The sequence below is a fragment of the Brevibacillus borstelensis genome, assembly GCF_037834415.1.
Classification (GTDB): Bacteria; Bacillota; Bacilli; order Brevibacillales; family Brevibacillaceae; genus Brevibacillus; species Brevibacillus borstelensis_A.
This window is the reverse complement of the sequence record NZ_JAUMSJ010000014.1, coordinates 1-14,823: the sequence shown is the minus strand read 5'-3', so window position 1 is coordinate 14,823 and position 14,823 is coordinate 1. Positions and strand designations below refer to the sequence as shown.

The following is a 14,823-nucleotide window of genomic DNA, read 5'->3' as shown; positions in this document are numbered from 1 at the left end:
TGAAAAAAGCTTCGTGGAGATTTTCCGTGGTCAGGAGATAAAGGAGAAGAGGAGGGGACAGAATGGGACAATTGCCTAACCGGTTTGAACAGAGCTTGTCCAACAGCGACCGAACCGTGGACGAATTACCGTTGCCGCCTGGTCCGAAAGGCATGCAAAAGTGGCAATGGCTCCGGGAGTGGGTGCGAACGAAGGATGTTGTAGACATCATGAGCAAACTGTTCAAATTGTACGGTCCAATCGTTCGGATAAACGACAAAACGTTTATTTTTTGCGGAGCGGAAGCTGTTCGCTTTGTGACGTTGTCAGACCCGACGCTCGTGCAGCGTTCACCGATTGCCGAGGATGGTCCGCCGACATTGGCTGCCAAAGATGGGGAACTCCACAAAAAACACCGTAAAATTGTGATGCAAGCCTTTCGCCAGGAGTATTTGGCCCGCTACGTTACGATGATGAACGAGGTAGTGAAAAAGCGGCTACAAGAGTTGCCGCAACGATTTCATGTAATGGAAAAAATGAGACAACTAACCCTTGATGTCACTGTGTATGCCATGCTTGGCATTAAGATTGACTCGCCTGAGTACGAGCAGTATTTTGCCGAGTATTGGCATCTGGTTAACCGGGGCAAGAAGCGAGCTTTTCCCTTCCATAAAAGGTACCAGCGGGGGATGCAGGCAAAAGAAAAATTATGGAGCCTGATGCGCCGCATCCGGGATAACCAGGCAGGCCAAGAAAACGAGGATTTCCTGAGTGCCTTGCTGGTTATCTCGCGTCAGGGGGAACAAGCGATTTCGGAAGAGGAATTGTTCGGTTACGCGTATATGCTGACCGAATTTGGCGAAGGGGACGTAGCTCTCATGATCACCTACGCACTTGCGCTTCTCCTTTCCCGACCGGATTTCATGGAGCAGTTTCAGAACGAGCAAAAATCGTTGGGGACGGAGCCCTTAACGTTAGACAAGATCAACAGCATGACATTTACCCTCAATCTGCTTCGGGAAGTGGAACGAGTGTATCCGCCTGTTCCATTTATCCTTCGGTATGCGGCGGAAAACCTGTCATTTATGAATTACAGGATACCGAAGGGAAGCAAGCTAATCACCAGCATAGTTGAAACCCACCGGCAGCCCGAATTATTCAAAGAGCCTGAAGTATTTGATCCGGCTCGTTTTCAAGCGCCGCAAATCGAGCAAAACCAACCCCCCGCACTTTTTGGCTTCGGCAGCGGACACCATATGTGCGTTGCCAAGACATTCACGCAGCTTCAAGCCTCTGTAATTTTGCATGCGCTGAACCTTTTGTATTTATGTCGTTTGGAAGGTCTGCAAACCGTTCCGAAGATTGATTATCGCGGAGCGGCGAAACCTGAGTCAGACATTATCCTGCACATATCACCAAGGAATCGTAAAGAGGAGCAATTTCATGGTTAAAAAAAGGAAAAAACTGATATGGCCACACCTTGGATCAAAATGTGAGGATTCAATGGAATACATGGCAGGCTCGGATTTCTTCAATATTATTCAAGAGGACAAGATGATACTAGAACTCTGCTTCAAAAAAGTACCAAATCAGCTGTGTTCAGGTGCTTTATGACTCTGGATTTCTAAAAACCATATAAATATAAAGAAGTAGTTTTATTTGCTCAACTATGAAATACTTCACAAAACTACTTCTTTATATTGGGCCAATATTTGGTCGATTCAGGAACGAATTCTGATGATAGGATGTTCAGTCAAATTAAGAATCATTATGAGAGACTTTTGTGCCGTTTGAATTCTGAAGAGGGATCGTTGTATGGATTTTATTGAGTCCGATAATATATATTATGTAAACTTATAAAAAGAGCAAGTGGGACAATAACTCAAGGGTCTTGGTTCCGATGATCTACATTATCAGGAATCTATATGGTAAAGGTTCCTGATAATCATCAGGTGCGTCCGGATAAGTTACAGGACCGTTCCCATAAGCTTCATGGACGGTCCATAACCAATGGTTGCGTCCGTATAATGGATTTTTTAGGAGGACGATTACATTTGCACGTAAAACAAGCGATGGATGAATTTTTGTTTTATATGGAGGTTGAACGCAATGTATCCGGAAATACGATACGCAGCTATGCTTATGATTTGCATGTTTTTGAGACGTTTCTAGCCAGGGTCCATGGCACATCAACGTTAGAACAAATTCGTAATTCAACAGTTCGGAGATTCGTTCAAGACCAAGTGATTGAGCATCAGACGCATCCAAGAACACTACAAAGACGTATTTCTTGCTTGAAATCCTTTAGTCGATTTTGTGCAAAGGAAAATTGGATATCGACCGATTTTATGATAGGTATTCAAGCGCCGAAAACAGACAAAAAAGTGCCGGTTTACATGAAGTTAATCGAATTACAGATGCTATTTCGCTTTTTGGAGAATGATCAGCGCAAGTTAGCGTTACGGAATCATTTGATGTTTAAACTCTTGGCGACAACTGGAATGCGTCGTCAAGAGTTGGTTGATTTGAATTGGGAACAGATTGATTTGGAATGGAATACCGTACGCATTCTTGGGAAAGGTAATAAAGAACGGTTACTCCCACTGCATCCGATGGTGGTTCCATTGATGAAGCAATACCAGGAACAGTTAGAAACGTTTCAAATACATACTTCCGAACCTGTCTTTACGAATTATATAGGTCAACGTATAAATCCACGCGGGTTACATCGGATCTTCAAGGAAGTCCTTCAACATGCAGGTTTACCCCCTCACCGTTTTACTCTTCATCATCTGCGGCATACCTTTGCCACTCTGCTTTTACGCTCCAAGGAAGGTCCTTCTAAGGTAGATATACGTACGTTACAGGAGCTTCTTGGCCATGAAAGCTTAGCGACGACGTCTATTTACACCCATATTGATTTGGAACAAAAGAAACAAGCCATCGAGACCTTACAATTCGATTGTTAAAATATTTAAACCGCCCCTCTAATCGGTGTCACCTGCTTAGAGGGGCGGTTATTCTTTTTGCTTTCAGTTCATGAAATTTACAATTCATGCACTAATATCTAACAATTTCATTGCATTAAATAGTACTGGGATGGCCTGATAAGACTCATTTCCTTCCTTCGGCAGCAATGATAATTCTATAAACATTTAATGAATACTTCTGATAGTAAGTAAAGAATTAATGTAAATCCATCCAATGTGCTGCTTGTATCTTAAATTCGCTTAAGGAAAAACAACTTTCCATCTCTATTATTTTGGCTTTGAGAAAACACAAAAAGACCCTGTATCGTTTGAATAGACACAAGGCAGTTGTTGGGTATGTCTTGAACTTCTATTAATGAAGCTGTTGTTTTATTTTTTCGATTTCGTCTAAAGGAAGTTTGGTCAGTTTTGCTACACGCTCTGGACTGTCGCCTTCAGTAAGCATCTCCCTAGCAATTTCCATTGCTTTCTGCCGCTCTCCTTCCGTTCGTCCTTCTTCTCGTCCTTCCGCCAGACCTTCTTCTCTTGCTTTCTGTTGACGTATCTCAGCTTCCCGTACTGCTGCTATTTCATCCAAAATTGCTTTACGTCGCGACTCATACTCTACCCACTTCTTCTCGTCCCGACTTAAGTCTTCCCATGCTTCAAAAGCTTGCTTCATAACCGGATCTTGCACAGCAATCGCCTCCAATTCCCTACGAATTTCCACGTGATCGTCTGCTTCGAGCAATAGCAACCATCTCTCCAACCCGTTGTTGTGAGGATTAACCTTCCGTTGTTCCCACTTTTCCATCAACTTCGGAATCTCCATGAAATGAATCTCTAGTACGTCCGTCAGTGGAAACTGTTCTTGATCTTCGTACAAATGGAAAGTTGTATGGAATAGCTCTGTCTCATGAAGAAAACGAAAATTGAGGATGTTGATCGAGATCGTCTTACTCAAATCAGTGTAAGGCATTCCCTTTTGCATTTGAGCAGCGTAAATACGTGACCAGTAATACAGAGTACGTTTTTCCATGTCGAACTTGTTTGCCAACTGAATCTCGATGTTAACATGCTCACCTTGTTCCGTCTTGGCGTGAATGTCCAGTATAGATGCTTTGTCCTCAATGTGCTCCCGATTGATTTCAGGATTAAGAATTTCCACGGATACAATTTGCTTTTCTTTTGGCAGTTGGAGTGCGGCATTCAGAAAGGCCTGAAGAATTGGTTCGTTCCCTACTTTACCAAAGACCTGTTTGAAGGCGAAGTCGATTTTCAAGTCCATTAGCTTTGTCAAGCCATCACTCTCCCTTATCCGTTCCTTGTATGTATTACCATTATACCACCGGAACTCTTTCCAAACACTCTAGTCTAAGTCACCATCCAGATATATTCGCTGTTCTGTCGACAAACATCAATAGTCTGGGTACCGAAAATCGAGTCCTGATTACATACTTCAGCAAATTGGAGCTGCAGGGCAACTTGGAGTATGGAAACCACCAGCTACAAATTTGAGCATGAAAAAACCCATAATTCAATAAGATTTACGGGTCACGAACGAAATCAAATGGCCTACCTAATCGTGTATGGCTTAACCAGCCGTGGGTTATAGGAAATACATCTGCAATTCCGTATCTATTATCAGTTTGTACAATATTGCAAATTCTATACCTTACTATCTATTTACCCCTATGCTAGCGTAAATGGAAGTTGCATTTTGTATTAGCCGCTTTATAGAATAATGCTTTTAAGACTCAGTACATGAAATCGCATTTTCATGTACTAATAATTAATCATTATTCATTCCATTTAATCTTTTTAGTGGTTTGTAAATCTTAAAAGGAGTCAAAAAATACATACCCGAAATTGCTAATATGAGACTTAATCCGGCCTTCTGATAATTCCATGTAATTATCATTTTGTGGAATTAGGTAATGTATTATTTAAAGGGACCAAGAGGTCCCTTTAAGGTCTGTTATCCGTTGAAGCAAAATAGGTTGCAGTTTGCGTAGGCTCTACAATAGATTAATAGTCTTTTCTGATTCTTTGTCGAAAATGAGGACTTTGTTTGTATCAAACGCAACCTTTATGATGTCACCCGGCTTTGCGGCAGAACGGGGCGAGACACGCACCGTCAGCTGGTTGCCCTCGCACAAAAGGTACAGATAGGTATCGGAACCCAGCTTTTCAACTACTTCCACATGCGCCTCAACCACGCAGTTCTGCATTTGCGAAATAAACTGCTCTTCGTCATGAATAGATTCGGGACGTATGCCCATGACGATCTCCCTGCCTACAAGCGCAAGTACGCCGGGGCTCCTCCCAATACGTTCCGGAAGGGCGATTTCGGCCATGCCGAAAGCCAGATAGGTAACTCCTTCCCGGTCGACCAGCGTTGCGTCAATGGTGTTCATTTTTGGAGAGCCGACAAATGTGGCTACAAATAGGTTGGCCGGCTTTTCGTAAATGGCCTGGGGAGTGTCTATTTGCTGGATATTCCCATCCTTCATAACAACTACCTTGGTTCCCATGGTCATCGCTTCAACCTGATCGTGAGTAACATAGATAAAAGTTGTATCAAGTCGAGTATGGAGTTTGGCGATCTCGGTTCTCATCTGCGCGCGCAGCTTGGCGTCCAGATTTGAAAGAGGTTCGTCCAGAAGGAATACTTTGGGTCTTCTGACTATCGCACGGCCAAGGGCGACACGCTGCTTTTGTCCGCCCGAAAGCTCCTTTGGCTTGCGCTCAAGCAGGTGGGTAATTTCCAAAATCTTTGCCGCCTCCTCCACGCGGGTCCGGATCTCATCCTTGGAGGTGCGGCATAGTTTCAAGGCAAAGGCCATGTTTTTAAAGACAGTCATGTGGGGGTAAAGGGCGTAGTTCTGAAACACCATGGCAATATCGCGGTCTTTGGACGGGGTGTTGTTGCAAAGCTGATCATCAATATAAAGCTCTCCTCCTGTAATATTCTCCAAACCCGCAATCATACGCAACGCGGTTGATTTTCCGCAGCCGGAAGGCCCGACAAGAATGATAAACTCCTTGTCGCCGATCTCCAGATTAAAATCGATTACGGCTCTGAATCCGTCAGGGTATACTTTATTGATATTTTTTAATGTTACGCTCGACATATTAAAGATGCCTCCACTTTTGATTTTAATATGGAAAGAAAGAACAAAGTAAATATGATGATAAACGCGGCAAAAACTGTATTCGTATATATCGTCATATTGTGAAGGAAACCGAGATTGAAACTGTCGGTTGCAAAGCCCTGAAGCTCGCCAGCGCTCCCCCATTTCAGAGACTTTTTAAAAATGTCAAGGACAAGCCAAAACAGCGCACCCAGCGCCGCTGCAGCAACTATGCCAGCACCCGCCATTCCTGCTATCTCTGCGGGTTTTTCGCGCAAAAGCTCATGCAGATAGAAGTCCTTGAAAAGCAGCTTACTTTTATGGGCTTTATCGACAAGCACCAGCAGGCTTTTGAGCAAAAATAAAATCACCGCTGCACCTAGGACTATCTCCCATGCCGCCCAAAATTTTTCCTGAATAATTTTGCTGATAAGGTCAAGATTTATCATCTCGTACCTTGTTTCATTTATCCCTATTTGTTTGTATTCGTTTTTTACATATTCCTCGGAAATCCCGTTGTCATAATCCAATGCGGTGATAAAGGTATTTGCCGTTTTGGCAAGACAAGTGGCGGGGATGTATAGATTCCGTTTATCCTCGTCTCCGTCGTTTATAACCCCAACCACACTGTAGGGATTGCCATCAATCAGCACTTCATTGCCAATTATGTCAAGGCTTCCGAATGTTTCAAACGCCCCCTTTTCGTTGAGTACGACGAATTTGCTTTTAAAATCCTGGGCATCTTTTGTAAAAAAGCCTCCGACGAGCATGTTGTATCCCAATACAAAGGGGTAAGTGTAATTCGTTCCGATAAGTGCCACATCATAGGTTGAATGCAGGGCTGTGACGTTTTTTTCTGAAATGATTTCATAGGTCAGCATAAACTTTTCTTCGTTTATTTTCTCGATGGTTTCGATGTCATAACCCGCGCTATTCGCTATTTTGGGCGTAACCAGAAAGAGATTTTGGTAACCGCCCTGCCCCGTCATTATCCTGATCAACAGGAAAGCGGCCATCAACGACGATGCCAACAGTAGCAACACGATCTGCATTTTAGTCCGCAAAAAAATCTCCCTCATTCTTGATTTGGATTACATCGTGTTCAGATATGGATTTATCACTTAAAAGTAAAACGGGTTCAAAAAAAGTCACACCCTGGACAATTACCGTGTTTTCCGCGTCAGAGTCGCCAATATACACCCTCAGCTTTTCCACATAGAACTCTTTTCCCAAAATGCCATCACGCCGCTTTATTTGATAGAGAAAATATCCGTCGCTGTCTTTGTTAATCGCTCCGTTGGGAACGATTGTATAAGAGACGGCACTCTCTTTTTGAAATCTGACCTCAAAGGTTTCGCCACGGTTTATTTCATTTGAAGTAACCGAGACGGTTACCTTTTTTGCACGTTCGGAAGGCGTGATTTTGGAGACAATGCCCTCCAGCTTGCGGGAGGAATTGCTTAGCTTGACGATGTCCCCCACTGCTGTGAAATTATTGTCAAGAGAAATGTCTGCTTCGACCTCGTATTGGTTTCCCGTTCCAAGGCTGGCGATATGCTGATGGTCGTTGATGTTCTGCCCTTTTTTAACAGGCAGTGTGCTGATCACAGCGTTCTCAGGAGCCAATATCACCGTGTTGTTGCTATAATCCGATAGAGTTTTCCGGTATGTTTCCTCTTGCAAGGCAAGGCCGGATAAATCAAAGTTTTTTGTCTTTAAATCCCGTTGCAATGCGGCAATTTCACGTAGATAATCATCCAGTTGCTTCTGCTTGCTTTTTTGCAGATCTGCGTATTTGCGCTTGAAACTGTCCAGGCTGTAAGCGGCGTTATCCAGCTCTTGTTTGGCAATAGCGTCCGACTCATATAAAAGCTTCAGTTTAGCGTACTCTTCCTCGGCTTTTGCTAGTTGTTTTTGAAGCTCTGACAGCTCGTAATCGGTTCCTTGTTCAAAAGCTTCAGTTTTGAGCTGATTCATGCTTTGATTTATCTTGTCCAGCTTCATATCGATATTTTCAATGTCGACCGCCAATTTGCTTTTGTTTAACTGGATCTCCTTGATTTTTTGACGGGCGATGTCTTCATCAAAGCTGAACCCGATCAGCTTCTGCCCTTTTACTACATGATCACCATCGCGGACAAAGACATCTTCAACCTTTCCTCCAATTTCAGCGTACAACTCTATCGTTTCGGAAAATTCTACGATTCCCGTAGTAATCTCCAATTTATTCAATTTTCCGTTTTGAGGTGAGACAGCCGTTGCAACAGGCATGTTATACGTATAGATCGTCTTGGAGAAAAACAGCAAAACAAGCAAAACTCCAAGAAATAGGCTGCCGATTCGTTTTATGGTAAAGATTTTTCTGATTTGCATAACCTGTACTCCTCTCAGGGCGCTACTTGATACCGGATATTTCAATGCCCTTTTCCAAGTCCTTTTGCCCCATAATCAGAAACCAAAACGGCAGGAACATGTAAACACAGGAAGCGGCAAATATCAGCCCCATCTTGGTTTCGACCAGCCGGGAAAGAAATACCGACAGGGGCTCTCTGTAATAATCCTTGATAAAAATCACCGCCTGTTCGACCAGATTCCAGTATTCAATGAATGTGAGCATGGCCAGGGCGGCTATGCTGGACTTCATCTGGGGAACCACGATGTGCCAAAAAATGTACATTTCATTCGCTCCGTCTATTTTGGCGGCTTCAAAATATGCTGCCGGCAGGTTCTTCATACCTTGTCTCAATAAAAACGTCCCAAAGGGAGAGAATATCCCAGGCAGAATGATGGCCAGATAGCTGTCTTTGATATGTAAGAGATCCGCAATGATATAATTTGGAACCAGGACAGCTTGCAGAGGCATCAGCATGACTACGATATATATATAAAAGACGATTTCCTTGTACTTCCATTTCCAAATGGTAAAGCCGTAAGCGGCTAATAGGGATACAATCACGTTGCCAATCACGACGGGCAGCGTAATTTTCATTGAATTGAATAGCAAAATCAGAAAAGACGGTTGATTTATCAGGACTTCACTATATTGCTCCAGGGTTATTTGATTGGGAATAAGTTTAATATTTATAAATTTTTCTTGTATCCTCTCCAATATGTCGAAAGCCGACAATTTTGTGGTGTAGGTTAAAGCTATCTCTGTTTCGCTCATAAAAGAATTTGTCAGAGTAACCACCAGGGGGAACAACATAAGTAAGCACAGAGCGATTAAAGCCAGCAGGACAATGAATTGTTTCAATTTATGTTTGATCGTCATGGCGACACCTTCCGCTCAAGTTTCAAAAGGAATTTGGTCAAAAGGGTGATGATGAGCACCAGCACAGTGGTTGCCGTAGCCAGCTTTTGGTAGTTTAAAGAGTAAAACATATTGTTCATAAAATGCTGCAGCATATAAATACTTTCATGGGGATAACTGCCGGTAATCAGATAAATCTCCTTGAAAACCTTAAAGGAATTAATAATGGACATGATCAAAACCAACACAAAAGTGGGCATCAAGTGAACTGCCGTGATATGGCGAAAACACTGCCAGGGGCCGGCGCCATCGATATAAGCCGCCTCATAATAATCCTTGGGTATACTGTATAGCCCGGCCAAAAAAAGCACCATGTTGTATCCGAGGTTTTTCCATATAAAAATAAGCACGATGACAAACTGCACATACTCTGTTTCAAGCCAGTTTATCTTTGCAACGCCCAACAGATTCAAAAGAAAGTTTGCATAGCCGTTGTGATCAAAAAATGCTCTCCAAAAGAAAACCATCGACCCAGAGGGGATGACCAGCGGAATCAGAAAGATGAGCGCGAATAGCCCCTTATACTTTTTGACCTTGCTTATCAGCATGGCAACCGCTAAAGACAAAAGTACATTCAGAGGTACGCTTACGCCGATAAAACTGATGGTGTTATTTAAACCTTGGAGATATGCCTTGTTTTGAAATAGTTCTGTGAAGTTCTGGAATCCGACAAACACGCCGCCTACGGGCTTATCGACGAAAGCATATCCCAAAGAGATGATAAACGGCCCGATAAAGAATACGAAGAATCCAATCAGTCCCGGCAATATGAACAGAATTGACGTGTCCAATGGATAGCCACGCGAATTGAAAGGCTTCATCAGGTCAACAAATCGGAGCCTTGGCAACAAACCCCGGCTTCCCCGAGCAATCTTTGATTGCCCGGAGTGGGTGAACGATTTCGTGCGGTTGAAAAACAGAACCATCTTCTTCAAGGTGTTTCCCTCTATTCACTCAGGTATAATTCTATTTTGCTTTGCAAAATGTCGGCCACTTCATCGGCAGTTTTTGAACCGTTAAAGAAATTTTCAATTTCTGCGTTGATCATAGATTCGATGGTGGTGTCGGTAACCGGAAAGGAGTTTATCAAATCGGAAAACCTGTCGACGGTCTTGATGTATTTGTTATATATTTCCATTTGTTCGTCGGTCAGCTCGCCACCGCCCGTATTTTCCTGGGGCGACATCATTGCTGAGTACAATTCCCCCGTAACGCTCAGCTTTGCCTTTTCCGAGCGGGCATTGTTATTTATGGGCAGTCCGTTTAGAGACAGCTGAAGGGAGGTCTGCATCTCCTCACTTGCCAAAAATTTGATGAACTCCCACGCCGTACGTTTATTGGCGGAATTGCTGTTGATAGCGTAGGCCTGATTGTATGAAAAACTGACTTTCCCATCTGAGTTTGCCGAAAGACCGGCGATTTTATCGTTATCTTCATTGCCCGAGCTCGATTGGCCCGAATCCATCATGGCCATCTTACGGCTGTTTTTGTTGAAATGCTGCAGAAGGCTAAAGTTGTTCTTTACCTTGTAAAAGTACTGTTCATCTTTATTTTTTTGCAAAGAGTCCAACGTTATCTGTGTGCCCGTAGCGGTGCTTGGTTTCAAATAGTCTTTTTCGGCGTACTCCTTTACGGATTCCAATAATTTGGCGAATTTTCCGCCGTTTATATGTACCTTTCTTTGCTCAATATCTATCAAATCTTTGTAATTCTCTTGTAAAAGTTTCCTGAATATGTCTCTTTCATCGAAACCGAACATTTTGATCGGTTTTTCGGTATTGCGGCTTACCTCCTTGTAAGTTGACGCACCAATGCCAATCAAATTCTCATATGTAAAAGTGTCGTCCATTTGCAGTTGCTTTTGTTGCTCCTCAGTAAACAACGAGCTGTCATAGGCGAAATAATTAAATGTGTAATCCAAAGGGAATATGTATTGCCCGTCTTTATACCGAGTCGCTTGTAAAATATTGCCTCTGTAATCACTCAAGTTAAAGGCCGGATCGGTATCCATGTATTTGCTTACATCCTCCAGCTGGCCGCTCTGGGCATATTTGTACCAGGGCAAAACGTCGATGCCCAATACATCGGCCCCCCTGCCGCTCATGAGTTCGGTGTTGATTTTGTTTATGTAGTCTACCCTCGCCTGTGAATCATCGCCTTTGGTCATGATCGTCATTTTCTTGTCGTCGTCCCCCGATGTCTTTACCTCGGGCATCTTGGAAAATGTGCTGATGTTTACCTTGGTACCCGGATACTTTTGCTCAAATGCCTTTGCCGCCTCCTCAAGAAAGTTTTTATAGCGGAAGGTTTCGTAAGCAGACACGGTGATTTCTCCGCGTATTTCGCCACTCAAAACATCTTGGCCAGTGTTTTTTTGGGATGGAGTGTCTGCCGTTTGAGCTGTGCTGCACGCAGTCAGGGATAAAACAAGCGCCGCGATGCACAACGTGGATAATCCTTTTTTCATTTCGTATTCCTCCTACTTTTATCTACGACATGAGCATACATCTCCAAAATGAAGCGGGTATGGAGCCGCTATGGAGTTGGCATGAAAAAATCCGCCGGTTTTACGCGGCGGATTTCTCAAAAAATATGCTGAATTTTAGTCCTATCTCCGTGTTTTCGATTTTATGCCGCAACCGCAATGTTTCCAAACCTCTCTTTACTATGTGAAGGCCAAGCCCCGTGCCGCTTTTCGTTTTATCCCTGCTGTAATCAAGCGTGAAGAAAGGTTCAAACAGTTGAGGCAGTTTCTCCTCGGCGATATGATCGCATTCGTTTTCAATCGAAAAAACGACGCACTCTTCCAGTTCAACCAACAATATAGCAATCCTTCCTCCTTTTCCGGTATACTTTACAGCGTTTGAAACGAGATTGGCAAAGACGGTCTGAAGCATTTTTTTGTCGGTCGTGTAGGTAAAATCGCTGGGGTCTCCTGTTAACCCTGGATTTGCCAGAGTAAACGAAGCATTTACCGATATGCGCAGTTCCTTTTCCTTTATGAACGGCTCGCAGCCGCAAAGTGCCTGCTCGATAGCGCCACCGACATTTACATCCTCATAGAAAGACGAGTCATGTATATTTTCAAGCTTTGAAGCGTTTAATATTTCGCTTGTCAAACCGGCCAGTGTGTCTACGAGGTTTTTGCACTCCCGCAAATACTTCTCTCTGTTTTTGTAGATGCCGACATTGTCAATCATTCCCTCGATAATACCTTTTAACGCCGCTATCGGGGTTTTAAGCTCGTGGCTGGCTGCCTGCATAAAGTCCGTTTTGGACTGCTCCAGTTTGCTGGCTTTTTCCATTTCGTTCTTTAAGTCCCCGATGTTATCGCACAAGCTCAGATACAATGAATCGAGATTTTGCGATAAAAGACCCAATTCATCATTGGTACGTACGTCGGATAATATGCCCGGCGTCAACTGCTTCATTTGGGCAGTGGCTTCAGATATTTTCAGTATAGGCTTGGTAAGCCGCTTTGCGTATAGGTATGAGGCAAACAACGCAATGAGTATGGCAATCAGCAACAGAAAGGGTAAAAGCGACAGCATAACGCTTTTCGCTTCATCGATGGGCTGCAGGGTGCTGTTTATGGTGATGTATCCTATTCTGTCGTTGTGAACCTCTCTCGAGATGATAGATGAAGCAATTTTTGAACCGTTCTCATAGTATAAAGTCCCGGATTTTCCGCCGCTCACTTGAAACGTAACCACCCTGTCCGCGCCATTTTCCGATTCCTCGGCAGGCTTTTTATCCAGAAGCTTGATGAAGGAGTATATCCCGTTCTTTTGCGGATTCGTTTCAATCGATTCTGCGTTTTCTTTGAGTAAAAATTTAAAACCCAATTTGTTCGAAGCATCAAACATAAAAAAGGGCGAAGAGAGCGAGGGAAGAAGCAGGCCATGCCTGTCAAATGATAAGACGTCAGCATTATTGGAGCGGGCAAAATCGGAAATATATTGAATAAATTCCTCTTCCTTGACGGAATCGTTCAGTTCCAAAACCAGAGCTTCAGCATTTTTTTGTAACGTTTGGTTTTTCGTGTAAAGATAATAGCTGGGCAGCACGGAATATAAAATTCCGAAAGACACGGCAATAACGAGGATAATCAATACGGATGTAAATATAAATGTTTTGAGCGCAATGCCTGTTTGTCTGTACAAGATGCCTCCCCTCCTTTTTACCCGATGCTTGGCGGTTCGATTTTGTATCCCACGCCCTTCACAGTGGTAATGACATTGGCTTTGATTTTTTTGCGTAAATTTTTGACATGCACATCCACAATACGTTCATCGCCAAAATGATCGTATCCCCATACAGAATTGAGCAGTTGCTGACGCGTCATTACCTTTCGTCTGTTTTCCATCAAGAATTTAAGCAATTCGTATTCCCGCAGGGTAAGCGGCAGCTTTTTGTCCTGCTCATATGCTTCATAGCTGTCAAGGTCTATTGTTATGTCACCCATTTGCAGGATGTTCGTCATTTTTCCAGTCCTGCGCAGCAAGGCTTGTACGCGCTTTACCAATACCTTTGGTGAAAAGGGTTTTGTGACGTAATCATCGGCGAGACCGTCAAAACTGGTAACTTGCATGTATTCATCGTTTATGGCCGTAAGCATGATAATTGCTTTATCCTTATGTATTTTGTCGTTTCTGATTATTCTCAAAAGCTCCAACCCGGAAATTTCCGGAAGCATTATATCGAGAATGAACAAATCAATGTCTCCTTGCTGCACGATCATCTCTTGGGCTATTTTGCCATCACTGGCGGAAATCACGTTAAATTGCGCTTCTTTTAAATATTCTGTCACTACTTCATTTATGTTTTTATCGTCTTCAACAACAAGTATAGTCACAGACATCACCTTTAATTTAAATTAGAATCGGTCTTTTTCACGATACACAAGCTGGTGAAAATTGTCTATAAAGACTAGATGAAGTTTGTAAGCCTGCGTCCATTGTAAAACTGATGGTTTTGGAGGGATGCAATTAAAATCGGTAGTTGTTAAGAAGGTATATATGCAATTTGTTGAACTGTCCCCGGAAGAAAATATCCGGAAAAAACGAAAGGTCGACCTGATTGATGAGAGTCGACATTTCGTATATTTGTGTTTTCGTCCGTGGAAATTGACCGTACGACCCGTTACGCCAAACCATATCACAAGTGCGGCGAACCCCGGGTCTTGGAGGAAGGAGAAGAGCCTGAGGAAACATTCCCATAGGTCTTAGCAACCAGATATCATTTGCGCACGCTATCGTATACCGAATCGAGATATACGATAGCAGCTTGCTCGGCTTCTTCCTTGCGTATCAATCCCTCGGTATCTTTACGCAATCTTCTATAGATCTCTATAGAGACCTTCATCGCATGGTAACAGCTTGTGGCGTTGTGGAGCGGAAGCGTCTCTTTAAGCTCTTCTATTTCGTGAGCA

At 43.3% G+C, this 14,823-nt stretch carries 11 protein-coding genes and 1 pseudogene; 2 read left to right on the top strand and 10 right to left on the bottom strand.

All coding sequences use genetic code 11. From position 1 onward, the window contains the following. Positions 1 to 62 precede the first annotated feature (62 nt). A complete protein-coding gene (locus Q3F21_RS13155) occupies positions 63 to 1,430 on the top strand; it encodes a cytochrome P450 (RefSeq protein WP_340253271.1) in 1,368 nt (455 codons plus the stop codon). Positions 1,431 to 2,033: 603 nt separating this feature from the next. Then, positions 2,034 to 2,948, top strand: coding sequence for a tyrosine-type recombinase/integrase (locus tag Q3F21_RS13150; protein ID WP_340253268.1), 915 nt, complete (start codon positions 2,034 to 2,036; stop codon positions 2,946 to 2,948). A 373-nt stretch (positions 2,949 to 3,321) separates the two neighbouring features. Here Q3F21_RS13150 and Q3F21_RS13145 read toward each other — a convergent pair whose 3' ends face one another. The 10 genes and pseudogenes from Q3F21_RS13145 to Q3F21_RS13100 all read right to left on the bottom strand — a co-directional run. Next, positions 3,322 to 4,248 (bottom strand): Rpn family recombination-promoting nuclease/putative transposase, encoded by a 927-nt coding sequence (locus tag Q3F21_RS13145; protein ID WP_340253265.1) that lies wholly within the window; start codon positions 4,246 to 4,248, stop codon positions 3,322 to 3,324. Positions 4,249 to 4,966: 718 nt separating this feature from the next. Further along, positions 4,967 to 6,082 carry a sn-glycerol-3-phosphate ABC transporter ATP-binding protein UgpC gene (locus Q3F21_RS13140; RefSeq protein ID WP_340253496.1) on the bottom strand — a complete coding sequence of 372 codons (1,116 nt, stop codon included), beginning with the start codon at positions 6,080 to 6,082 and terminating at the stop codon, positions 4,967 to 4,969. After that, positions 6,070 to 7,146, bottom strand: a complete 1,077-nt coding sequence (locus Q3F21_RS13135) for an ABC transporter permease (protein ID WP_340253262.1) — start codon at positions 7,144 to 7,146, stop codon at positions 6,070 to 6,072. The genes Q3F21_RS13140 and Q3F21_RS13135 overlap by 13 nt, the downstream gene beginning before the upstream one ends. Then, positions 7,136 to 8,500: an HlyD family secretion protein gene (locus tag Q3F21_RS13130; protein ID WP_340253259.1), complete on the bottom strand. Its 1,365-nt coding sequence runs from the start codon at positions 8,498 to 8,500 to the stop codon at positions 7,136 to 7,138. The genes Q3F21_RS13135 and Q3F21_RS13130 overlap by 11 nt, the downstream gene beginning before the upstream one ends. Next, a complete protein-coding gene (locus Q3F21_RS13125) occupies positions 8,478 to 9,353 on the bottom strand; it encodes a carbohydrate ABC transporter permease (RefSeq protein WP_340253256.1) in 876 nt (291 codons plus the stop codon). The genes Q3F21_RS13130 and Q3F21_RS13125 overlap by 23 nt, the downstream gene beginning before the upstream one ends. Continuing rightward, positions 9,350 to 10,318 (bottom strand): carbohydrate ABC transporter permease, encoded by a 969-nt coding sequence (locus tag Q3F21_RS13120; protein ID WP_340253494.1) that lies wholly within the window; start codon positions 10,316 to 10,318, stop codon positions 9,350 to 9,352. The genes Q3F21_RS13125 and Q3F21_RS13120 overlap by 4 nt, the downstream gene beginning before the upstream one ends. Before the next feature lie 20 nt (positions 10,319 to 10,338). Continuing rightward, positions 10,339 to 11,859 (bottom strand): ABC transporter substrate-binding protein, encoded by a 1,521-nt coding sequence (locus Q3F21_RS13115; RefSeq protein ID WP_340253253.1) that lies wholly within the window; start codon positions 11,857 to 11,859, stop codon positions 10,339 to 10,341. Between the two features lie 100 nt (positions 11,860 to 11,959). Next, a complete protein-coding gene (locus Q3F21_RS13110; protein ID WP_340253250.1) occupies positions 11,960 to 13,555 on the bottom strand; it encodes a sensor histidine kinase in 1,596 nt (531 codons plus the stop codon). Between the two features lie 17 nt (positions 13,556 to 13,572). Next, positions 13,573 to 14,247: a response regulator transcription factor gene (locus Q3F21_RS13105; RefSeq protein WP_340253247.1), complete on the bottom strand. Its 675-nt coding sequence runs from the start codon at positions 14,245 to 14,247 to the stop codon at positions 13,573 to 13,575. A gap of 383 nt (positions 14,248 to 14,630) precedes the next feature. Beyond that, positions 14,631 to 14,823: pseudogene (locus tag Q3F21_RS13100) on the bottom strand (oxalate:formate antiporter); the annotation flags it as partial.

Bases quoted from the DNA above. Each gene is read 5' to 3' on its own strand.
- Q3F21_RS13125 (WP_340253256.1), bottom strand. From the start codon at position 9,353: ATGACGATCAAACATAAATTGAAACAATTCATTGTCCTGCTGGCTTTA.
- Q3F21_RS13155 (WP_340253271.1), top strand. From the start codon at position 63: ATGGGACAATTGCCTAACCGGTTTGAACAGAGCTTGTCCAACAGCGAC.
- Q3F21_RS13120 (WP_340253494.1), bottom strand. From the start codon at position 10,318: ATGGTTCTGTTTTTCAACCGCACGAAATCGTTCACCCACTCCGGGCAA.
- Q3F21_RS13115 (WP_340253253.1), bottom strand. From the start codon at position 11,859: ATGAAAAAAGGATTATCCACGTTGTGCATCGCGGCGCTTGTTTTATCC.
- Q3F21_RS13140 (WP_340253496.1), bottom strand. From the start codon at position 6,082: ATGTCGAGCGTAACATTAAAAAATATCAATAAAGTATACCCTGACGGA.